This window comes from Priestia sp. JNUCC 25 (assembly GCF_053667915.1).
In genome coordinates this window covers 3,908,832-3,931,313 of the sequence record NZ_CM132211.1, presented here as the reverse complement: position 1 = coordinate 3,931,313, position 22,482 = coordinate 3,908,832, and the positions used below count along the sequence as shown (strand labels likewise).

The 22,482-nt window shown below is 39.3% G+C and carries 19 protein-coding genes; 18 read left to right on the top strand and 1 reads right to left on the bottom strand.

The window, feature by feature from the left end; all coding sequences use genetic code 11:
• Positions 1–43: 43 nt before the first annotated feature.
• The 17 genes from recA to spoVK all read left to right on the top strand — a co-directional run bounded on the left by recA (position 44) and on the right by spoVK (position 20,298).
• Positions 44–1,081: a recombinase RecA gene (recA, locus tag JNUCC25_RS20680; RefSeq protein ID WP_013058804.1), complete on the top strand. Its 1,038-nt coding sequence runs from the start codon at positions 44–46 to the stop codon at positions 1,079–1,081.
• A 280-nt stretch (positions 1,082–1,361) separates the two neighbouring features.
• Positions 1,362–2,921, top strand: coding sequence for a ribonuclease Y (rny, locus tag JNUCC25_RS20675; RefSeq protein WP_013058803.1), 1,560 nt, complete (start codon positions 1,362–1,364; stop codon positions 2,919–2,921).
• An 81-nt stretch (positions 2,922–3,002) separates the two neighbouring features.
• Complete coding sequence (locus JNUCC25_RS20670; protein ID WP_029320635.1) at positions 3,003–3,800, top strand: TIGR00282 family metallophosphoesterase; 798 nt, start codon at positions 3,003–3,005, stop codon at positions 3,798–3,800.
• A gap of 223 nt (positions 3,801–4,023) precedes the next feature.
• Positions 4,024–4,284 carry a stage V sporulation protein SpoVS gene (spoVS, locus tag JNUCC25_RS20665; RefSeq protein ID WP_003181955.1) on the top strand — a complete coding sequence of 87 codons (261 nt, stop codon included), beginning with the start codon at positions 4,024–4,026 and terminating at the stop codon, positions 4,282–4,284.
• 75 nt (positions 4,285–4,359) lie between these two features.
• A complete protein-coding gene (locus JNUCC25_RS20660) occupies positions 4,360–5,277 on the top strand; it encodes a dipeptidase (RefSeq protein WP_013058801.1) in 918 nt (305 codons plus the stop codon).
• A 184-nt stretch (positions 5,278–5,461) separates the two neighbouring features.
• Complete coding sequence (locus tag JNUCC25_RS20655) at positions 5,462–5,638, top strand: hypothetical protein (protein ID WP_171843228.1); 177 nt, start codon at positions 5,462–5,464, stop codon at positions 5,636–5,638.
• A gap of 17 nt (positions 5,639–5,655) precedes the next feature.
• Positions 5,656–7,413, top strand: coding sequence for a 2-oxoacid:acceptor oxidoreductase subunit alpha (locus tag JNUCC25_RS20650; protein ID WP_013058800.1), 1,758 nt, complete (start codon positions 5,656–5,658; stop codon positions 7,411–7,413).
• Positions 7,400–8,266, top strand: a complete 867-nt coding sequence (locus JNUCC25_RS20645) for a 2-oxoacid:ferredoxin oxidoreductase subunit beta (protein WP_013058799.1) — start codon at positions 7,400–7,402, stop codon at positions 8,264–8,266. The genes JNUCC25_RS20650 and JNUCC25_RS20645 overlap by 14 nt, the downstream gene beginning before the upstream one ends.
• Before the next feature lie 555 nt (positions 8,267–8,821).
• Complete coding sequence (gene miaB / locus JNUCC25_RS20640; protein WP_025601388.1) at positions 8,822–10,351, top strand: tRNA (N6-isopentenyl adenosine(37)-C2)-methylthiotransferase MiaB; 1,530 nt, start codon at positions 8,822–8,824, stop codon at positions 10,349–10,351.
• A 1-nt stretch (position 10,352) separates the two neighbouring features.
• A complete protein-coding gene (locus tag JNUCC25_RS20635; RefSeq protein ID WP_013058797.1) occupies positions 10,353–10,784 on the top strand; it encodes a RicAFT regulatory complex protein RicA family protein in 432 nt (143 codons plus the stop codon).
• 224 nt (positions 10,785–11,008) lie between these two features.
• Positions 11,009–11,554 carry an outer spore coat protein CotE gene (locus JNUCC25_RS20630; RefSeq protein WP_013058796.1) on the top strand — a complete coding sequence of 182 codons (546 nt, stop codon included), beginning with the start codon at positions 11,009–11,011 and terminating at the stop codon, positions 11,552–11,554.
• Between the two features lie 177 nt (positions 11,555–11,731).
• Entirely contained in the window at positions 11,732–13,129 is a 1,398-nt protein-coding gene (locus JNUCC25_RS20625) for an amino acid permease (protein WP_013084740.1), read from the top strand.
• Between the two features lie 163 nt (positions 13,130–13,292).
• Positions 13,293–15,950, top strand: a complete 2,658-nt coding sequence (mutS, locus tag JNUCC25_RS20620) for a DNA mismatch repair protein MutS (protein WP_064472069.1) — start codon at positions 13,293–13,295, stop codon at positions 15,948–15,950.
• An 18-nt stretch (positions 15,951–15,968) separates the two neighbouring features.
• A complete protein-coding gene (mutL, locus tag JNUCC25_RS20615) occupies positions 15,969–17,846 on the top strand; it encodes a DNA mismatch repair endonuclease MutL (RefSeq protein WP_098314800.1) in 1,878 nt (625 codons plus the stop codon).
• 100 nt (positions 17,847–17,946) lie between these two features.
• Positions 17,947–18,897: a tRNA (adenosine(37)-N6)-dimethylallyltransferase MiaA gene (miaA, locus tag JNUCC25_RS20610; protein WP_013058792.1), complete on the top strand. Its 951-nt coding sequence runs from the start codon at positions 17,947–17,949 to the stop codon at positions 18,895–18,897.
• Between the two features lie 32 nt (positions 18,898–18,929).
• Positions 18,930–19,154: an RNA chaperone Hfq gene (gene hfq, locus JNUCC25_RS20605; RefSeq protein WP_013058791.1), complete on the top strand. Its 225-nt coding sequence runs from the start codon at positions 18,930–18,932 to the stop codon at positions 19,152–19,154.
• 187 nt (positions 19,155–19,341) lie between these two features.
• Entirely contained in the window at positions 19,342–20,298 is a 957-nt protein-coding gene (gene spoVK / locus JNUCC25_RS20600; RefSeq protein WP_013058790.1) for a stage V sporulation protein K, read from the top strand.
• 31 nt (positions 20,299–20,329) lie between these two features.
• Here spoVK and JNUCC25_RS20595 read toward each other — a convergent pair whose 3' ends face one another.
• The gene (locus tag JNUCC25_RS20595; protein ID WP_013058789.1) at positions 20,330–20,941 is read right to left on the bottom strand and encodes a trimeric intracellular cation channel family protein; all 612 of its coding nucleotides are present in this window, start codon (positions 20,939–20,941) and stop codon (positions 20,330–20,332) included.
• A gap of 277 nt (positions 20,942–21,218) precedes the next feature.
• On the opposite strand from JNUCC25_RS20595, the gene hflX reads away from it, so the two are divergent.
• Complete coding sequence (gene hflX, locus JNUCC25_RS20590) at positions 21,219–22,481, top strand: GTPase HflX (RefSeq protein ID WP_078082127.1); 1,263 nt, start codon at positions 21,219–21,221, stop codon at positions 22,479–22,481.
• Position 22,482: the final 1 nt, after the last annotated feature.

The following is a 22,482-nucleotide window of genomic DNA, read 5'->3' as shown; positions in this document are numbered from 1 at the left end:
TGCAGTTTATAGATGATTTCAAAGAGATAGAGGAGGAAATTGAGTGAACGATCGTCAAGCAGCCCTTGATATGGCTTTAAAACAAATTGAAAAGCAATTTGGTAAAGGTTCAATTATGAAATTAGGTGAACAAACGGAAAAAAGAATTTCTACAATTCCAAGTGGTTCATTAGCGTTAGATATAGCTTTAGGTGTAGGTGGATATCCACGTGGACGTGTAGTTGAAGTATACGGTCCAGAAAGCTCAGGTAAAACAACAGTTGCTCTTCATGCGATTGCAGAAGTTCAACAGCAGGGCGGACAGGCTGCATTTATCGATGCGGAGCACGCGTTAGATCCTGTATATGCTCAAAAATTAGGTGTGAATATTGATGAGCTATTATTATCTCAGCCTGATACGGGAGAACAAGCGTTAGAAATCGCTGAAGCTTTAGTTCGAAGCGGTGCCGTAGATATTATCGTTGTTGACTCAGTAGCAGCATTAGTGCCAAAAGCGGAAATTGAAGGAGAAATGGGAGACTCTCACGTGGGTCTACAAGCTCGTTTAATGTCTCAAGCATTGCGTAAACTATCTGGAGCTATCAACAAGTCTAAAACAATCGCTATCTTTATTAACCAAATTCGTGAAAAAGTCGGCGTTATGTTTGGTAACCCTGAAACAACTCCTGGTGGACGTGCGCTTAAATTCTATTCTTCAGTGCGTCTAGAAGTACGTCGTGCAGAGCAGTTAAAGCAAGGAAACGATATTGTAGGTAACAAAACAAGAATTAAAGTTGTGAAAAACAAAGTAGCTCCGCCTTTCCGTGCTGCTGAAGTAGATATTATGTACGGAGAAGGTATTTCAAAAGAGGGTGAAATTTTGGATATCGCTTCTGAACTAGATATTGTTCAAAAAAGTGGATCTTGGTATTCATATAATGACGAGCGTCTAGGTCAAGGTCGTGAAAATGCAAAACAATTCTTAAAAGAAAATACTGATATTCGTCAGGAAATTGCGGGACAAGTGCGTGAACATCATGGTTTAGACCAAGATGGAGAGCCAGCTCCTGAGGATGACGATCAAGGCGATTTAAATATTTAATTTGCTGCGAGATAAAAAAAGACTCCTCTATTTCAAAGAAGGGGTCTTTTTTTTGTAAAAATTGTTAATGCTAGAAAAGTAACATACGAAATTTCAATATATACTGTAGAGGCAGGCTTGACAATAAAAATGCACAGATTTACAATTAAGATGTATATTTTCCCTTTTTAAAACATTTTAGCGTTTAAAAGCCTTTGTGTGTATATTGAAAGGTGAATACGATGTACATGCCGACATGAAATTTAAAACTTACAAGTTTATAGCAAGGGGAGGTGAAATGATGGATACTAATACAATCATCTTCGCTTTGCTTGGCCTAATCGTCGGTGCAGTTGTTGGCTTTTTTGTTTGTAAATCGATTGCTGAAGCTAAAATTGCGGGAGCAAAGTCTAGTGCAGAACAAATTATCGATGAAGGAACCCGCGAGGCGGAAGCTTTGAAAAAAGAAGCTTTACTAGAAGCGAAGGATGAAATCCATCAGCTTCGTACAGAGGCAGAACAAGATATTCGTGATCGTCGAGCAGAACTTCAAAAACAAGAAAATCGATTAATGCAAAAAGAGGAAAATCTTGATCGTAAAGACGAATCACTTGATAAACGTGAAGCGTTACTTGAAAAGAAAGATGATTCTCTTACTGTTAAACAACAGCATATTGAAGAGATGGAAAGCAAAGTTGAAGAAGTAGTACGTGCACAGCAAACAGAGCTAGAGCGCATTTCAAGCTTAACAAGAGAAGATGCAAGAGCGATTATTTTAGATCGTGTTGAGAATGAACTTTCCCACGACATTGCAATAATGGTAAAAGAAACAGAAAACCGTGCAAAAGAAGACGCCGATAAAAAGGCGAAAGAAATTCTTTCACTTGCTATTCAACGTTGCGCAGCAGATCATGTTGCTGAAACGACTGTCTCAGTTGTTAACTTGCCAAATGACGAAATGAAAGGCCGAATTATTGGTCGAGAAGGTCGAAACATCCGTACGCTTGAAACTTTGACAGGAATTGATCTTATTATTGATGATACGCCAGAAGCAGTTATTTTATCAGGATTTGACCCAATTCGTCGTGAGACAGCAAGAATTGCACTTGATAAACTCGTTCAAGATGGTCGTATCCATCCCGCGCGTATTGAAGAAATGGTTGAAAAATCTCGCCGTGAAGTGGACGAATATATTCGTGAAGTTGGTGAACAAACGACGTTTGAAGTCGGTGTTCACGGGTTGCACCCAGACTTGATGAAAATTCTTGGTCGCTTAAAATTCAGAACAAGCTATGGTCAAAATGTGCTGAAACATTCAATGGAAGTAGCACATTTATCAGGACTTATGGCTGCTGAATTAGGTGAAGATGAAACGTTAGCCAAACGAGCAGGATTGTTACATGATATTGGTAAAGCAATTGATCATGAGGTAGAAGGAAGTCACGTAGAAATCGGTGTTGAATTAGCTACAAAGTATAAAGAACATCCGGTTGTTATTAACGCGATTGCTTCTCACCATGGAGATACAGAACCAACATCAATCATTGCTGTACTAGTTGCAGCAGCGGATGCATTATCTGCTGCAAGACCAGGTGCTCGTAGTGAGACGTTAGAAAACTACATTCGTCGTCTTGAAAAGTTAGAAGAAATTTCAGAGTCTTATGAAGGCGTTGAAAAATCATTTGCGATTCAAGCAGGGCGTGAAGTTCGTATTATGGTGAAACCAGATACGATTGGTGATTTAGAAGCGCATCGACTTGCTCGAGATATCCGAAAACGAATTGAAGATGAGCTGGATTATCCTGGCCACATCAAAGTAACCGTTATTCGTGAAACAAGAGCAGTAGAGTATGCAAAATAAAAATGAAGTGGCGTTTCGCCACTTTATTTTTTTTCGTAGAGATGAAGATGCAGATTAAGAATGAAGTATAGGAGCTTTTACATGAGAATTTTATTTATTGGAGACGTAGTTGGTTCTCCAGGCCGTGAAATGGTTGAAGAATATTTACCAAGATTAAAAAGAAAATACTCTCCGGGACTTACAATTGTGAATGGAGAAAATGCAGCTTCGGGCAAAGGCATTACTGAAAAGATTTATCGTCAGTTCTTACAAGCAGGGGCTAACATTATTACCCTTGGTAACCACGCGTGGGACAAACGCGAAATTTTTGATTTTATTGACGATGCAAAAAATCTTGTTCGTCCAGCTAATTTTCCTGAAGGTACACCGGGCAAGGGAATTACGTATTTTACGTACAATCAGCTTGAGGTAGCCGTGATTAATTTACAAGGGCGCACGTTTATGGCTCCGCTTGATTGTCCATTTCATAAAGCAGATGAACTGATTGAAGAAGCACGTCAGCGCACTCCACTTATTTTTATTGATTTTCATGCTGAAACAACAAGTGAAAAGCAAGCGATTAGCTGGTATGTGGACGGTCGTGTCAGCGCTGTTGTCGGCACTCATACTCATGTTCAAACAGCTGACAATCGTATATTGCCAAAAGGAACAGCCTACATCTCTGACGTAGGAATGACGGGACCTTATGACGGCATTTTAGGGATGGAGCGCGAAGCTGTTATTAAGCGTTTTTTAACGTCTCTTCCTGTTCGATTTGAAGTGCCAAAAGAAGGAAGAACGCAGCTTAGTGGAATCGTTATTGATATTGATCAAAAGACGGGGAAAGCAACAAAAACAGAGCGAATTTTAATTAACGAAGACCATCCATTTTTTGAATAAAGGGAAAAAGTCAATGTGTCGAAAGACGATACGTTGGCTTTTTTATTTTGTCAAAAACGTAAAAAGAAAAAAGAAAGGTGTAGAAATATAAGTTTTTGAATATTTAGGAAAAACAAGCAGGAATACGTTTGACATATCGTGAATATAGTAACATTGAAATCAATTAAGTCATTGGTCTAATGATCTCTCATCATACATTGTAAAGAATAAGGAGGAGCTAGATATGGAAATATTAAAAGTTTCAGCAAAGTCTAATCCAAATTCAGTTGCTGGTGCCTTAGCAGGCGTACTGCGCGAACGCGGCGCAGCAGAAATTCAAGCCATTGGGGCCGGGGCGCTTAATCAAGCAGTAAAAGCTGTAGCAATCGCAAGAGGGTTCGTTGCACCAAGTGGGGTTGATTTAATCTGCATCCCAGCTTTTACAGATATTCAAATTGATGGAGAAGAGCGAACAGCCATTAAATTAATTGTAGAGCCGCGATAATTATAAAAACCACGGACCTGTAAAGCATAGAAGCCAAACAGGTCCTTTTTGTATAGAGTTAAAGGGGTGTGGGTTGTGATATTTGATGCTCATTGTGATGTATTGATGAAACTCTGGCTAAATAAACGTTTATCTTTTACATATGATTCAGCGCTGCATGTGACGTTAGAAGGAATAAAAAAAGCAAAAGGGAAAGTTCAGCTATTCGCTATTTATATTCCAGAAGCGGTTCCGGCAGCTCAGCGCTTTGATGTTGCGTTAGAAATGATCCAGCTGTTTCAGAGTCATATTTTATCGCTTCCCGGTGTGAAATGGGTTCGTTCAAAACGCGATATAGATAGCTTGAAAAAAGGTGAAATAGGAGCAATGCTGACGCTTGAAGGCTGCGATGCCATTGATACAAGTTTAGTTCGCTTAAAGACACTTTTTTCACTGGGTGTACGTTCAGTAGGTTTGACATGGAATTACAGCAATGCTGTGTGTGACGGTATTTTAGAACCTCGCGGCGCGGGATTATCTTCTTTTGGAAGAGAAGTTGTTGAATTGAACAATGAATATAAAGTGTGGACGGATGTCTCTCATTTATCGGTAAGAGGTTTTTGGGATGTGATTGAGCTAGCGCAATATGTAGTGGCTACTCATTCCAATTCACACGTATTGTGTTCTCATCCCCGGAATTTAAGAGACGATCAAATTCATGCTTTAATAAAGCGAAACGGCGTGATTGGCATTACGTTTGTGCCTGAATTTTTAACGAGTTCTGCCAAAGCGCAAATAGCGGATGTGATCCGCCATCTTGATTACATGTGTGAAAGAGGAGGCGAATACTCCGTTGGTTTTGGCTCTGACTTTGACGGCATTGACAAAACGGTTCATCGTCTCGGAAGATATGAACAGTATACAAATTTAATCGAAGAACTCCTTAAGCATTACACTGAGGATCAGGTAAAACGTTTTCTGTTTCAAAACTTTGCTGATCGTGTATGCAGCTAATAAAAAAAGAGCTTTTTCTTCTTGGAAAAGCTCTTTTTTATACAAGTTATTTATATACTAATGCCTCATGTGAAGGCAGAAAAGATCATTAAAAAACTTCATCTTATTCATTAAATATAAATATAATTAAAACGATTGAGAATTCAATGGAAAGGGTTGCATTTTTCTGGCAATCGGAATAAAATTGAAAACGGATTACGGAGCTGCTCAAGCAGAAACGTATCCTGGACAGCGGCAAGGTGCTGTGGGAGTTTTGCAGATGATTTTGGTTGGTGAAATGCAGAAGCAAATGAAATCGTTTGCTAATTTACTTTTTTCAGTTTTTATTAATAAAATAGATTTCTATATTATGAGCAATTAAAGGAGTGGCGTTGATTTATGGTACAGCAACTTTCATGGAAAGTTGGCGGACAGCAGGGTGAGGGAATCGAAAGTACGGGAGAAATCTTTTCAACCGCTTTAAATCGATTAGGTTATTACTTATACGGCTATCGTCATTTTTCTTCTCGTATCAAAGGTGGACATACAAATAATAAGATTCGAGTGAGTACAACTCAGGTTCGATCTGTGTCAGATGATTTGGATATTTTAGTTGCGTTCGATCAGGAAACAATCGATGTAAACGTCCATGAGCTGCGCGTAGGTGGCGTTGTAATTGCAGATGCGAAATTCAACCCAAGTCTGCCCGAAACATGTACAACTGCTACGCTATATGCTGTTCCGTTTACGGAAATTGCAACGGAATTAGGAACGTCACTAATGAAGAACATGGTTGCTGTTGGCGCTTCAAGTGCTGTGCTTCATATTGACACAGAAGTATTTGAAGAAGTAGTGCTTGAAATCTTCGGTAAAAAGGGCCAAAAAGTTGTACAAAAAAACATGGAAGCTATTAAAAAAGGTGCAGATTACATTCGTGAACAGCTAGGCGAACAATTAGAAACAATGAAACTAGATCCAGCGGATGGTAAAAAACGTATGTTTATGATTGGAAATGATGCGATTGCGCTAGGTGCTTTAGCCGGTGGGGCTCGTTTTATGCCAGCATATCCAATTACCCCTGCTTCAGAAATCATGGAATACTTAATTAAAAAGCTTCCTCAATTTGGTGGAACCGTTATTCAAACAGAAGATGAAATCGCAGCATGTACGATGGCTATCGGAGCTAACTATGCAGGCGTACGTGCGCTGACAGCATCAGCTGGACCTGGTCTATCATTAATGATGGAGTCGATTGGATTAGCGGGAATCACTGAGCAGCCTGTTGTTATTATAGATACGCAGCGCGGCGGTCCAAGTACAGGGCTTCCAACTAAGCAAGAACAGTCTGATTTAATGGCCATGATTTACGGTACGCACGGTGAAATTCCGAAGATCGTCATGGCGCCAAGTACGGTTGAAGAAGCATTCTACGATACGATTGAAGCGTTTAACTTAGCAGAAGAATATCAGTGTCCAGTTATTATGCTAACGGATTTACAGCTTTCACTTGGGAAGCAATCAGTAGAACCGCTTGACTATAACCGCGTTGAAATCCGCCGCGGTAAGCTTCAGCAAGGAGAGCTAGAAGAGCTAGAAGAAAAACAATACTACAAGCGCTACCGCGTAACAGAAGACGGCGTATCACCACGCGTCATTCCTGGAATGAAGCATGGCATTCATCACGTGACGGGAGTAGAACATGATGAGACAGGAAAGCCATCTGAATCTCCGGTGAACCGCGATGATCAAATGAATAAGCGTCTTCGTAAAACAAAAGGAATTCGTTTTAATACGCCAATTCATGTTCACTCTCATGAAAAAGAGTCTGATATTTTATTTGTTGGATTTAATTCGACGCGTGGAGTCATTGAAGAGGCAATGGAACGTTTGGAACAGGACGGTATAAAAGTAAATCATGCTCACATTCGTTTGATTCATCCTTTCCCAGCTGACGAACTGCTTCCTTACGTGCAAGGAGCTAAAAAAGTAGTCGTCGTTGAAAACAATGCTACTGGACAGCTTGCTAATATTTTAAAAATGAATATTGCAAGTCATGATAAAATTCAAAGCGTATTGAAGTATGATGGAAATCCATTTCTTCCGCAAGAAGTATACGCAAAAAGTAAGGAGATGTTTGTGTTAAATGGCAACGTTTAAAGATTTTCGTAACAGTGTAAAACCTAACTGGTGTCCGGGGTGTGGAGATTTCTCCGTACAAGCAGCCATTCAACGCGCATCTGCTAACGTAGGTTTAGAACCTCATGAGCTTGCTGTTATTTCAGGTATTGGATGTTCTGGACGTATCTCTGGTTATATTAATTCATATGGTTTTCACGGTATTCACGGACGTGCGCTTCCAATCGCTCAAGGTGTGAAAATGGCTAATCGTGACTTAACCGTTATCGCATCTGGCGGCGATGGAGATGGGTTTGCTATCGGTATGGGACACACGGTACATGCGATTCGCAGAAACATCGATGTGACGTATATCGTAATGGATAACCAAATCTATGGTTTAACAAAAGGACAAACATCTCCTCGTAGTGAAGTAGGATTCAAGACAAAAAGTACGCCTGAAGGATCAATCGAGTCGTCTTTATCTGTTATGGAGCTTGCGTTAACTTCTGGAGCAACGTTTGTGGCTCAAAGCTTTTCAACGAATTTAAAAGAGTTAACAAGCTTAATTGAACAAGGCATCCAGCATAAAGGTTTTTCTTTAATTAACGTATTTAGCCCGTGCGTAACGTATAACAAAGTGAACACGTATGATTGGTTTAAAGAAAACCTAACTAGTCTTAGCACAATTGAAGGTTATGATGCAAACAATCGTATGCAAGCTATGCAGACGTTAATGGAGCATAACGGTTTAGTAACAGGGCTTATTTATCAAAATGCGCATCAGCCGTCGTATCAGCAGCTTGTTCACGGTTATAGTGAAGAGCCGCTGTCAAAAGCAGACTTAGGCATGACTGAGGAAAAATTTGATGAGCTAGTAGCTGAATTTATGTAAAAGAGGCTGCAATAAAAGCAGTTTAGTAGAGGGAAAATCCGAACGTTGAACTGAGATTCTTGATGGAGAATCCAACTCGTTCGGATTTTTTCATAGTGATAGCGAACGTAGGTTTCATGTAGGGAGTGGCTTCTAGCTGTTAATTGGAGAGCTAGGAGAAGGCTCCTACGGGAAAAGCGAAATAGGTGAGAACCCGCGGGAGCTGAAGCGACGAGGAGGCTCATCGGCCGCTTGCCGAAAGCGAAGTTTTGCACAGAAATCAACAACGGTGTAATAAGCGAATTTCTATGAGCTCTTTTATCCCATTTGTTCGTCTCTAAAATAGGTTAATTTAGTTATGTATCAATCTCTTTTTGTGATTTAATAAATATTTCGAAAGTCGAACGAAATTTTAACGAAACAGGTATAGAAAATAGGTATATGATTGTGTTCGCTACTTGAAAGTTATATACTATGTTAATGTGATGAGTTTTATGCATAAGCATAAGGCTCTCACATTTTTTTGCGATTTACAGGTGCAACGTGACAATTGTCATGGCGAAAGGAGATTTTTTTATGAATGAAAAACAACGTTTAGAAAGCAACCAAGTTAATCCAGCGGACAAAAAATCCGAAAAGGATTACAGTAAATATTTTCAAACAGTATACATGCCACCTTCTTTAAAAGATGCGAAAAAACGAGGAAAAGAAGAAGTTTCCTATCACAATGATTTTGCAATCGATGAACAGTTTCATGGAATGGGACAGGGACGTAAGTTTTATATCCGTACGTACGGCTGTCAAATGAATGAGCACGATACAGAAGTAATGGCTGGTATTTTTCTAGGCCTTGGCTACGAGCCAACTGACTCTGTTGAAGATGCTCATGTTATTTTATTGAATACGTGTGCAATCCGTGAAAATGCGGAAAATAAAGTGTTTGGTGAATTAGGACACTTGAAGGCCTTGAAGCGCGAGCGCCCTGAATTATTAATCGGCGTCTGCGGATGTATGTCTCAAGAAGAGTCAGTTGTAAATAAAATTTTACAAAAACATCAGCACGTGGATATGATTTTTGGTACACATAATATTCACCGTTTGCCTCACATTCTAAATGAAGCATACTTAGCAAAAGAAATGGTAATTGAAGTATGGTCTAAAGAAGGGGATGTTATTGAAAACCTTCCAAGAGCACGTAAAGGCAGCGTTAAAGCATGGGTTAACATCATGTACGGCTGTGACAAGTTCTGTACGTACTGTATCGTTCCGTATACGCGAGGAAAAGAACGAAGCCGCCGTCCAGAAGACATTATCCAAGAAGTACGTCATTTAGCTGCTCAAGGCTATAAAGAAATTACGCTTTTAGGCCAAAACGTTAATGCATACGGAAAAGATTTTGAAGACATGACGTACGGCTTAGGGGATTTAATGGATGAAATCCGTAAAATTGATGTTGCCCGTATTCGTTTTACAACAAGTCACCCTCGCGACTTTGATGACCGTTTAATTGAAGTTCTAGCTAAAGGCGGAAATCTTGTCGACCACATTCACTTACCTGTGCAATCAGGAAGCAGCGACATCTTAAAAATTATGGCACGAAAATATTCTCGTGAACATTATTTAGAGCTTGTTCGTAAAATTAAAGAAGCCATTCCAACGGCCTCATTAACAACTGATATTATTGTTGGTTTCCCAAATGAAACGGATGAGCAGTTTGAAGAAACAATGTCACTATATCGTGAGGTTGAATTTGATAGTGCGTACACGTTTATTTACTCACCTCGTGAAGGTACTCCGGCTGCTAAGATGCAAGACAATGTACCAATGGAAGTGAAAAAAGAGCGTCTTCAGCGCTTAAATGCTCTTGTAAATGAAATTTCTGCAAAGAAATTGAAGGAATATGAAGGTAAAGTTGTCGAAGTATTAGTAGAAGGTGAAAGTAAAAATAACCCTGAAGTACTAGCAGGCTACACTGAAAAAAGTAAGCTTGTAAACTTCAAAGCACCTAAGTCAGTGATTGGTCAACTTGTAAAAGTAAAAGTTACAAAAGCCAAAACATGGACATTAAACGGGGAAATGGTAGAAGAAACAGCAGAGGTGAAGTAATATGGCGCAGTATAACAAGAGTGACGTAATTAAACGTGCTCAAGAGCTGGCAAAAATGATTGCTGAAACGGAAGAAGTAGATTTCTTCAAGCGTGCCGAAGCTCAGCTTAACGAAAATCAAAAAGTGCGTGAAACCATTGCAAGCATTAAAAGCTTGCAAAAACAAGCTGTTAATTTCCAACATTATGGTAAAACAGAAGCGTTAAAACAAGTGGAGGCAAAAATCGATCGCTTACAGGAAGAGCTCGATGAACTGCCGATTATTCAGCAGTTTCAAGAGTCTCAAATAAACGTGAATGATTTGCTTCAACTTGTCGCTAACACTATTTCAAACACAGTAACGGATGAAATTATTGTGTCAACAGATGGTGATTTACTGCGCGGTGAAACAGGTTCACAGGTGCGAAACAGCCCTGGATCTAGCTGCTCATAAAGAAAAAATGCCTCAGCAATTTGCTGAGGCATTTTTTTGTGCATCCCGTGGCATAAAATTGGGCAGATTTTCTCTCTAATAATTGTCACGTTTTTCTATATCCTTGCATACAATGGAACATAGGTTTTTTATGCCTTAAACCTAGTTTCTTAAAAATAATGTGCAAACAAGTGAATGAGCCTGCATAGGATGAAATGAAGATAGTTTGAGGAGGGTATGCTCACATGTCACAACACTATAGAGAAATTATTACAAAAGCAGTCGTAGGTAAAGGTCGCAAGTTTACACAATCGTCTCATACGCTTGCACCGAAAAATCGACCAACAAGCATCTTGGGGTGCTGGGTGATTAACCATGAGTACAAAGCAAAAAAAAGCGGCAGCAATGTAGAAGTTGACGGCAGATATGATATTAACATCTGGTATTCGTACAATAATAATACAAAAACCGAAGTTTGGACGGAAACCGTATCATACAAAGATAATATTAAGCTGCGCTATAAAGATGAAGATTCGATTGGAGACGATTATGAAGTAATTGTTCGCGTGCTGCAGCAGCCAAATTGCCTAGAGTGCACAATTTCACCAAATGGCAATAAAACGATTGTTCAAGTAGAGAGAGAATTATTGGCAGAAGTGATTGGCGAAACCAAGGTTTGTGTTGCAGTAAATCCGAAAGGCTGCGATGATGAAGATGAGTTTGATTTAGACGTAGATGACGATGAATTTGAAGATTTGGATCCTGATTTTATATTAGGGGACGATGAGTAACTAGGAAGAAGTTCTTCCTAGTTTTTTTATTTTTACTATTTTAAGAAAATTCTTATAAAAACAAAAAAATATATTGCTTTTTGTCGAATGCGCAGTGTATAGTAAATCTAAAGAAAATAATGCATTAATTTTCAGAAAATTTAGTTATATCAGATAAGTATTTTTTGGGGGTTTACTATGAGCTTATTTCGAAAAAAATCAATTCAAACGTTAATTAGTGAAACCAATTCTAAAGGTGTTAAATTAAAAAAGGATTTAGGCGCTTTCGATTTAACAATGTTAGGAATTGGAGCCATTATCGGAACCGGAATTTTTGTATTAACGGGTGTAGCCGCCGCTGAACATGCCGGTCCAGCTTTAGTTATATCTTTCATTATGTCAGGACTTGCGTGTGTGTTTGCAGCTCTTTGTTATGCAGAGTTTGCCTCAACAGTTCCAGTTTCAGGAAGTGCATACACTTACAGTTATGCAACATTTGGTGAATTAATCGCTTGGATTTTAGGGTGGGATCTTATCTTGGAATACGGTCTTGCTTCTTCTGCTGTAGCCAGCGGATGGTCCGGGTATTTCCAAGGATTATTAGCAGGGTTTGGCATACATTTTCCCAAAGCTTTAACAAGTGCATACAATCCTGCAAACGGCACGTATATTGATATTCCAGCAATTATGATCGTGTTTTTAATCACATTACTTTTAACGCAAGGAGTAAAAAAATCTTCACGTTTTAATGCTATCATGGTTATTATTAAACTTGCTGTTGTACTTCTGTTTATCGGAGTAGGAGTTAGCTATGTTAAACCAGAAAACTGGACGCCGTTTATGCCGTTTGGTTTCTCGGGAGTAGCGACAGGAGCAGCAACTGTATTCTTCGCCTACATTGGGTTTGATGCTGTAGCAACAGCGGCCGAGGAAGTACGCAAGCCTCAGCGGGATATGCCAATCGGAATTATCGCATCTCTCGCGATTTGTACAGTCCTTTATATCGTCGTATCGCTTATCTTAACAGGAATCGTACCTTATACAGAATTAAATGTTAAAAACCCTGTAGCATTTGCTTTAAGCTACATTAACCAAGACTGGGTAGCAGGATTTATTTCATTAGGCGCAATTGTTGGTATTACAACGGTATTACTCGTTATGATGTATGGACAAACTCGTTTATTTTATGCGATCAGTCGAGATGGTCTATTGCCAAAGCCTTTTTCAAAAATTAGTGAGAAAAAACAAACGCCAGTAGTAAATACGTGGATTACATGTTTACTAGTATCCATCTTCTCTGGTTTAGTACCATTAGGAAGATTAGCAGAGTTAACAAACATCGGTACTCTTTTTGCTTTCATGACCGTATCAATTGGAATTTTATATTTACGTAAATCAAAACAAACTTCAGAATCGACTGGTTTCCGCGTACCGTTCGTGCCGGTGATTCCAATTTTAGCTTTTGTGTTCTGTTTATACTTAGCACTTCAGCTTCCAAAGTTAACATGGATTAGTTTCGTAATTTGGCTTGTACTAGGGCTAGTGGTTTACTTCTTATACGGACGTAAGCATAGTCATTTGAACAGCAGTAAATAATGACAAGCTTCGGACAAGCTTCTTCCTTCGTCCGAAGCTTTTTTATTTGTTTTATGAAAAGAAATTGAAGATTGTTCTATTTGAATAAATTAAGTTTAAGAAAGACTTATGTTATAATACGTGTAGCAAAAACGCACAACTAGATGTGGTATGGAGGAATAGTATGGCAGCGTATACGCCAATGATACAGCAATATTTGAGAATTAAGGCAGAGTATCAAGATGCCTTTTTATTTTTTAGATTAGGTGATTTTTATGAAATGTTCTTTGAAGATGCTACGACAGCTTCTCAAGAACTTGAAATAACATTAACAAGTCGAGACGGAGGAGGACAAGAGAGAATTCCGATGTGCGGGGTTCCGTATCACTCTGCTCCTACGTATATCGAGCGTTTAATTGAAAAGGGATTTAAAGTAGCTATTTGTGAGCAAGTAGAAGACCCTAAGCATGCAAAAGGTGTTGTAAAGCGAGAAGTGGTACAGGTGATTTCACCCGGAACACTGATGAACGAACGCGGACTGCATGAAAAGGAAAATAACTATATTTGTTCTGTTACTGGGTTCGAGGATCAAACGTTTGGTCTTGCTCTTTCTGATTTGTCTACAGGAGAAAACAGCGTAACGCTTGTTAGTTCGTTTCACGATATAGTCTCAGAGATTTATGCAAAAGAAGCAAAAGAAGTCGTTGTAAGCTCTGAGTTTCCTGCTGACTTATTACAAACACTAAAAGAGCGCATGACGATTACCATTTCTTATGAGAATAGTACAGAGCAAGTAGAAGGACTAGATTATTTAGTAGAGTCGCTTCAGCAGCAAAAGCTTATTACAACGTTTGCGCGTATTCTTCAGTATTTAACTCGCACGCAGAAGCGTTCGCTTGAACACTTACAGCCCGTGCAGTTTTATCAAATCAATGAATATATGAAAATTGATTTGTTCTCTAAGCGAAACTTAGAGTTAACCGAAACGATTCGTTCAAAAGGAAAGAAAGGCTCGCTTCTATGGTTATTAGACCAGACTGTTACGGCAATGGGCGGCCGTTTATTAAAAAAATGGATTGACCGTCCGCTTTTAAAACAAGCGGATATTGATAATCGTTTGAATATGGTAGATGTCTTAATGAAACAGTTTTTTGAACGAGAAGAACTGCGGGAGTTGCTAAAAGACGTATATGATTTAGAACGCTTAGCTGGTCGAGTAGCTTTTGGTAATGTAAATGCTCGTGATTTAATTCAATTAAAAAAATCATTGCAAAATGTGCCTCATATCCAAGAGGTTGTGAATCGTTTGAATCACCCTTATGCCACCAAGCTTGTTGAAGACATTGATCCTTGTGAGCGATTAGCTAATCTTCTTGAAAGAGGATTAAAAGAGCACCCTCCTTTGTCAATTAAAGAAGGAGACATTATTAATGACGGCTATCATGAACAGCTTGATCAATACCGAGATGCAAGCCGAAACGGAAAAACGTGGATTGCGTCACTTGAACAGCAAGAGCGTGAGAAAACAGGGATTCGCTCACTGAAAATTGGTTATAATCGCGTGTTCGGCTATTATATAGAAGTAACGCGGGCAAATCTCCATCTTTTGCCTGAAGGAATGTATGAACGAAAACAGACGTTAACCAATGCAGAACGTTTTATTACGCCTGAGCTGAAAGAAAAAGAAGCGCTGATTTTAGAAGCGGAAGAGAAAATTGTAGAGCTGGAATATGAATTGTTTTTACAAATTCGTGAAGAAGTAAAAGCATATATTCCAAGGCTGCAAGAACTCGCTAAAAAAGTAAGTGAGCTTGACGTACTGCAGTGCTTTGCAAAAATCAGTGAAGAACGTCATTACACGAAGCCTATTTTTTCAAGTGAAGATATTTCGATTCAAAATGGACGCCATCCAGTGGTAGAAAAAGTAATGAATTCGCAGGAATATGTGCCAAACGACTGTCAAATGACGGATGATAGTTCAATTTTACTGATTACAGGACCCAATATGTCTGGTAAAAGTACGTACATGCGTCAGGTCGCTTTAACGGCGATATTAGCTCAAATTGGCTGTTTTGTGCCAGCAGACGAAGCGGTTCTGCCGATTTTTGATCAAGTGTTTACACGTATCGGAGCAGCCGATGACTTAATTTCAGGTCAAAGTACGTTTATGGTCGAGATGCTAGAAACGAAAAATGCAGTGACAAATGCCACTCAGTCGAGTCTAATTCTGTTAGATGAAATTGGACGCGGCACGTCTACGTATGACGGAATGGCTCTTGCTCAAGCAATTATTGAATACGTTCATGAACATATTGGCTGTAAGACACTATTTTCTACTCATTATCATGAATTAACCGTACTCGATGAGTCGCTTCCTGCGCTTAAAAATGTTCATGTAAGCGCGGTTGAAAAAAATGGGAAAGTCGTCTTTTTACACAAAATCAAAGATGGTGCCGCAGATAAAAGTTATGGTATTCACGTAGCGGAACTAGCGGAACTTCCAGATCCGCTTCTAGAGCGAGCTCGCGTCATCTTACACGATTTAGAACAATCTTCTGAGCGTGAACCTGTACATCAGGCTCCAAAAAGAGAAGAGATGACACAACAAGTTCCACAAGAAGGTGCTTCTTTGGTTCAAGAAGAACGTGCAGATAATAAAAAAGCAGATGAAGCCAATCAGCTTTCGTTCTTTGAAATAGAAGAGAAAAAAGAAAAGCCTGCGCTTTCGAAACGGGAAAAAGCAATTATAGATCGTTTAAAAGAGCTGGATATTTTAGAAATGACGCCTTTAGACGCAATGAATGCGATGTATGAACTGCAAAAATCATTAAAGAAGAAATAGATTGAGAGGAGTGAGTCTGTGGGTAAAATTGTGCAGCTTTCAGACGAACTTTCAAATAAAATTGCTGCCGGAGAAGTTGTTGAACGACCTGCTTCGGTGGTGAAAGAACTAGTCGAAAATGCTATTGATGCAAACAGTACAGTTATTGAAATTGAGCTAGAAGAAGCTGGGCTTTCAAAAATTCGTATATTGGATAATGGAGACGGCATTGCTTCTGAAGACTGCTTGACCGCTTTTAAAAGACATGCGACAAGTAAAATCAAAACAGAGCAAGATTTATTTCGAATTCGAACGTTAGGATTTCGCGGTGAAGCTTTGCCAAGTATTGCTTCGGTTTCAATGCTTGAACTCAAAACGAGTACGGGAGAAGAAGCCGGCACTCATCTTAAACTTAGAGGCGGAGAAATCGTTCATCACGAATTAACGTCAAGTCGAAAAGGTACCGAACTTGTTATTGAAAACTTATTTTTCAACACACCTGCACGTTTAAAATATATGAAGACGGTAAACACGGAGCTTGGTAACGTAACGGACGTAGTCAATCGCCTTGCGATGTCTCATCCTGAAGTTTCAATTCGGCTGATGCATCAAGGAAGACAGCTTCTGTATACGAACGGAAGCGGAGATGTGCGTCAAGTGCTTGCAGCTATTTATGGAATGGCAGTGGCCAGAAAAATGATTCCGATTAACGTTCAGTCTCTTGATTATGAAGTGAGTGGTTACGTCGCTCTTCCTGAAATTACAAGAGCTTCTCGTAACTACATGTCGACCATTATTAACGGTCGGTTTGTTAAAAACTACGGGCTGTTAAAAGCGGTACAGCAGGGCTATCATACCCTTTTATCTATCGGCCGTTTTCCAATCGTGTTTTTAACCATTACAATGGACCCTTTGTTAGTGGACGTGAATGTTCATCCAGCGAAACTAGAAGTGCGCTTAAGTAAGGAAGCGGAGCTGTTTGAACTTATTGAACAAGGAGTGAAAGCTGCTTTTAAAAAGCAACAGTTAATTCCGGATGCTGTAGTACCAACTAAGTCAAAATCAGCTGTTCAGCCAACTGAGCAGCAGACCTTTACATTTGATCATCGGTCTAAACCGTCTGGCTATCAGCCGTCTGACATGGTTCGCGAGCCTAGCCTTAAGGAGGCTCCCGCTCGTGTAGACGAGATCATGCCGCCTGTTAAAAAAGAGGTCATACGTCAAGATGAAGAACTCGAACCAACGTTTCGAGAAATAGAACACTATGAAGAATCGGTGGAAGAAAACGCTCCTATTCCAGAACCAAGCCATTCAGCCAAAGAGCGGCCAGAACCGCGTGTTCCTGCGATGTACCCAATTGGCCAAATGCACGGAACGTATATTTTGGCACAAAATGAAAAAGGATTATTTATTATTGATCAGCACGCGGCGCAGGAGAGAATTAAGTACGAATATTTTAAGCGAAAGCTTGGAGAAGTAGATTCAGAAGTTCAAGAACTGCTTATGCCGCTTACGCTAGAGTTCTCGGGAAATGAAGCCCTGATTTTAGAAGAATACAAAGACATGCTTGCTGAAGTAGGAGTCTTTTTAGAACCGTTTGGACAAAACTCCTATATAGTTCGTTCGCATCCGCAGTGGTTTCCAAAAGGAGAGGAACAGGAAACCATTGAAGAAATGATTCAGCAAATCTTTACGATGAAACGAGTCAATATCGAAAAGTTACGAGAAGAAGCGGCTATTATGATGAGCTGTAAAGGATCGATTAAAGCGAATCATCATTTGCGAAACGATGAGATTTTTGCTTTACTTGAAACGTTGAGAAAAACAACAGATCCATTTACGTGTCCGCACGGACGACCAATTATTATTCATCATTCGACGTATGAAATGGAAAAAATGTTTAAGCGAGTGATGTAGGCAATGCGGCTAGCTGCAGCTAGCCGTTTTGTTGAATAAATCATGGCCATTTGGATAAAATGGAATGATGTGAATGCCTATAGATGAAAGTAGTGTTGTTATGACGGGAGAGAAACCCAAACTTATTGTCATTATTGGACCAACTGCGGTTGGTAAAACAAAATTGAGCATTGAACTTGCCAAACAGTTAGACGGAGAAATTATTTCAGGTGATTCCATGCAAATTTATAAAGGGATGGATATCGGAACAGCAAAGGTGTCAGAAGAAGAGATGCAGGGTATTCCCCATTACCTGATCGATATTAAGGAGCCAGATGAATCGTTTTCTGTGGCAGAATTTCAAGAGATTGTAAGAAAACAAATCGATGATATTCATGCTAGAGGAAAAATGCCGATGATTGTTGGAGGGACGGGTCTTTATATTCAATCCGTTATTTATGATTATCAGTTCACAGAAACTCCTAGTGATGAAAAAGTTCGTGAACGAATGGAAGTATTTATTAAAGCTCATGGCATTGATCCCCTGTATGAAAAGCTAAAAGAAATTGACCCAGACAGTGCAGCTGCTATCCATAAAAATAACCATCGCCGTGTAATCAGAGCGCTTGAAGTTTATGAAGTAACCGGTAAAAAATTCAGTGACTATACAAAAGAACAGTCGCAAGAGTTATTATATGACGTAAGCATTATTGGACTTACAATGGATAGAGACGTATTATATGAGAGAATTAATCACCGAGTCGATATGATGATGCAGGCTGGACTGCTTGATGAAGTCAAATCATTGTACGAAAGTGGTCTGCATGATGTACAATCAATTCAAGCTATCGGCTATAAAGAGCTGTATGCTTATTTTGAAGGACGCTGTACGCTCGAAGAAGCCGTTGAACAGTTGAAACAAAATTCACGCAGATATGCAAAGCGTCAGTTAACGTGGTTTCGAAATAAAATGCCTGTAAAATGGATAAAGATGGAAGTTGACAAATTTCCCGAAAAGTTTGCTGAAATTTTTACATATATTGCAGGAAAGCTGAAGAAAGAAGCGAATTAAGTAAACAGATAGAGAAACGAGGAGGCCGAATAATGAAACAATCAGTTAATATTCAAGACCAATTTTTAAATCAATTACGTAAAGAAAATATCTACGTGACGGTATTTCTTTTAAATGGTTTTCAATTAAGAGGACTAATTAAAGGATTTGATAACTTTACTGTGTTAATTGAATCTGAAGGAAAACAGCAGCTGATTTATAAACATGCTATTTCGACATTTGTACCAAATAAAAATATTACAGTAGAACTTGAATAGAGATTAATGAGAAGCATCCGCATATTCGGATGCTTTTTTTATGCAAATAAAGGCTTAAAAAAGTTTCTTAACATTGTTTTTACTCATCGAACATAAACCTTATAATAGACGATTATTTCTTCGGTAATAAGAGATCATTGTCTTCGTATCGTTCATCGCATGCAGCTATGCGATACAGAGAAGTGGGATGAAACGAGAGGTGAACATGGTGGAGCAGCCGATAACTCTTAAAAATAATGGGCAAATTAATATCATTTTAAATAATGAAACAAAAAAGGAAAAATCGTATACGACATCAATTCCGCGTCCTGCCAAAAAAGCTGTGATAAATCATGAGCCGCTTCGGGAAATTGAACGAGAAATGAGCGGACTGGTTGGAATGGAAGAATTGAAAAAAATGATAAAAGAAATATATGCGTGGTTATATATTAACAAAAAAAGAGAGGAACAGGGCTTAAAAGCGGGAAAGCAGGCGCTGCATATGATGTTTAAAGGAAATCCAGGAACAGGGAAAACGACGGTAGCCCGCCTGCTAGGTAAATTATTTTTGAATATGAACATCTTGTCTAAAGGACATTTAATTGAAGCAGAGCGGGCAGATTTAGTTGGAGAATACATTGGTCATACCGCTCAGAAAACGAGAGATCTTGTAAAAAAAGCGCTTGGAGGTATTTTATTTATTGATGAGGCTTATTCTCTTGCAAGAGGGGGAGAAAAAGATTTTGGAAAAGAAGCGATTGATACATTGGTCAAACATATGGAAGATTCAAATGATAAGTTTGTATTGATTTTAGCTGGTTATCCAAGAGAAATGGAAAATTTCTTAAGTCTTAATCCAGGACTGCGCTCTAGGTTTCCGTTTATTTTTGATTTTCCGGATTATGATGTCAATGAACTGATGGACATTGCCGGTCACATGATGAATGACAGACAGTATCAGTTTAGTACAGAGGCCTATAAAAAGCTAAAAGATCATTTCATGGACGTGAAGTACAATCAGACGCCTAGGGATTTTAGTAACGGTAGATATGTGCGAAACATTATCGAACGTTCCATACGCACTCAATCCATGAGGCTTTTAGAAGAAGAAAGCTATGAGCGCAACGAGCTTCTAACTTTAACGTCAAGCGATATTCAGCTGTAAAAAAAAGCCTTTCGTCATGAAAGGCTTTTTTCTACATATTTGGCTGTCGAATCGTTTTGATCGGCAGGCGCCATTTGTAAATATATGAACACATCCGAAGACCTACAAGTAAGATAAATAACGTATAAAGTTCTACAGGCGTATTTGTAATATGCAGCCCCACGCTAAATCCTGCGATAATCGCCCATACCGCATAAATTTCATCTTTAAGAACAGTAGGCTTTCGGCGTGCTAATAAATCTCGGATAATCCCCCCACCGCTTCCTGTTAAGACCGCAGCTACAATAACCGCGCTAAGCGGATGGTTCATATGAGTGGCATAAAGCGCTCCTTGAATCGCGAATGCTGCAAGGCCAATGGCATCCGAAAAGTTTCCCCATCGCTTCCAATGTTTTAAGATATTGTTTGGAAATAAAAAAGTGGCAGTGATAGATAATAAAGCAATCTGAAAAAAGAGTCCTTGTTCCCAAAGGGCAGACACCGGTACACCGATAAGCAGGTTTCGAATGGCTCCTCCGCCAAAAGCCGTTACGATTCCGAGTATGTAAACGCCTAAAATATCATATTCCTCTTCCATGGCAATGAAAGCTCCGCTGATTGCAAAAGCAATCGTTCCAATAATGCTAAGTACGTCCCAAGTCATGATGCTATCCCCTTTATTCTGTTTTCACCAAGTAGCGACTATTATTTTAAAATCAGGCAGCCTGATTCAAATTTCGATAAGTAAACCAATTCAAATTGTATACAGAATTTCGTGATATTTCAATGTTTTTTTAATCATCGTTTTATAGATTTTAAAAAGGGTGTTAAACTAGTAAAAGACAATGTATTCTGTCTCTTTTGCAAAGATGGAGAAATGGACATTTTTTTGATATGATATGAATGATTTGTCAATTTAATAGTAAGGGAAGGAAAAATCTTTGACAGCAGAAATGAATACTGAACTTGAACGCGTAATTTTAGTCGGATGTCAGCTTCATGACGATGACGAACGTTTTGAATATTCAATGGATGAGCTAGCATCTTTAACTGAGACTGCAAAAGGCGAAGTGCTGGTAAGGTTAACGCAAAAGCGCGATCGCATTCATCCAGCTACTTATATTGGAAAAGGGAAAGTAGAAGAACTTGTAGCTCTTGAAGAAGAGTTAGAGCCTGATTTAATTGTATTTAATGATGAATTGTCACCGAGTCAAATCCGCAATTTGTCAGCAGGGTTATCTGCGCGTATTATTGACCGCACGCAGCTGATTTTGGATATCTTCGCACAGCGTGCTCAAACGCGAGAAGGAAAAATGCAGGTGGAACTTGCTCAATTAAATTATCTGCTACCTAGGTTAGTAGGACAAGGTACCGCTTTGTCGCGTCTTGGAGGCGGAATTGGAACAAGAGGTCCTGGTGAAACGAAACTTGAAAGCGACCGCAGACATATTCGCCGTAAAATTGATGAAATTAAGCGTCAGTTAAAGACAGTGGTAAGTCACCGCGAACGTTATCGAGAAAGACGTAAGCGTAATCATGTCTATCAAATTGCAATTGTGGGCTATACGAACGCTGGTAAATCGACGATCTTTAACCGTTTAACAGAAGCTGGTATTTTTGAAGAAAATCAGCTGTTTGCAACTCTTGATCCAACGACAAGACAGTATACGCTTCCGTCAGGATTAACGGCTCTGTTAACGGATACGGTTGGATTTATTCAAGATCTTCCAACAACGTTAGTAGCCGCGTTCCGTTCAACACTTGAAGAAGTAACCGAAGCTGACCTTGTTCTGCACGTGGTAGATTCATCTAATCCAGATTACAACAACCACGAAAAAACAGTGCATCGCTTACTAGAAGAGCTGAACGTAACGGACATTCCGATGCTGACAGTTTACAATAAAGAAGATATGCAGCATGAACTATTTGTCCCATCCGCTTCGACATCGTTATCAATGAGCGCTTTTAAAGCCGCTGATTTAGTGAAGCTTGGGGAAAGAATTCAAGAAGAAATGAAAAAAGAAATGGCGTTTTTTCATGTGCTGCTGCCGGCTTATGAAGGGAAAATGCTCGCTGAACTCAAAACGGTCTCTATTGTTGAGTCGTTAAAATTCAATGAAGAAACTGAGAAGTATCAGTGCAAAGGGTATATTGCAAAAGAGCATCCCCTTTACAAAAAGCTACAAACGCTTGAAGAAAGTTGAG

Coding starts and splice junctions, on each gene's coding strand:
- rny (WP_013058803.1), top strand. CDS start 1,362: ATGGATACTAATACAATCATCTTCGCTTTGCTTGGCCTAATCGTCGGT.
- JNUCC25_RS20670 (WP_029320635.1), top strand. CDS start 3,003: ATGAGAATTTTATTTATTGGAGACGTAGTTGGTTCTCCAGGCCGTGAA.
- spoVS (WP_003181955.1), top strand. CDS start 4,024: ATGGAAATATTAAAAGTTTCAGCAAAGTCTAATCCAAATTCAGTTGCT.
- JNUCC25_RS20650 (WP_013058800.1), top strand. CDS start 5,656: ATGGTACAGCAACTTTCATGGAAAGTTGGCGGACAGCAGGGTGAGGGA.
- JNUCC25_RS20645 (WP_013058799.1), top strand. CDS start 7,400: ATGGCAACGTTTAAAGATTTTCGTAACAGTGTAAAACCTAACTGGTGT.
- miaB (WP_025601388.1), top strand. CDS start 8,822: ATGAATGAAAAACAACGTTTAGAAAGCAACCAAGTTAATCCAGCGGAC.
- JNUCC25_RS20635 (WP_013058797.1), top strand. CDS start 10,353: ATGGCGCAGTATAACAAGAGTGACGTAATTAAACGTGCTCAAGAGCTG.
- JNUCC25_RS20630 (WP_013058796.1), top strand. CDS start 11,009: ATGTCACAACACTATAGAGAAATTATTACAAAAGCAGTCGTAGGTAAA.
- JNUCC25_RS20625 (WP_013084740.1), top strand. CDS start 11,732: ATGAGCTTATTTCGAAAAAAATCAATTCAAACGTTAATTAGTGAAACC.
- mutS (WP_064472069.1), top strand. CDS start 13,293: ATGGCAGCGTATACGCCAATGATACAGCAATATTTGAGAATTAAGGCA.
- miaA (WP_013058792.1), top strand. CDS start 17,947: ATGACGGGAGAGAAACCCAAACTTATTGTCATTATTGGACCAACTGCG.
- hfq (WP_013058791.1), top strand. CDS start 18,930: ATGAAACAATCAGTTAATATTCAAGACCAATTTTTAAATCAATTACGT.
- spoVK (WP_013058790.1), top strand. CDS start 19,342: ATGAAACGAGAGGTGAACATGGTGGAGCAGCCGATAACTCTTAAAAAT.
- JNUCC25_RS20595 (WP_013058789.1), bottom strand. CDS start 20,941: ATGACTTGGGACGTACTTAGCATTATTGGAACGATTGCTTTTGCAATC.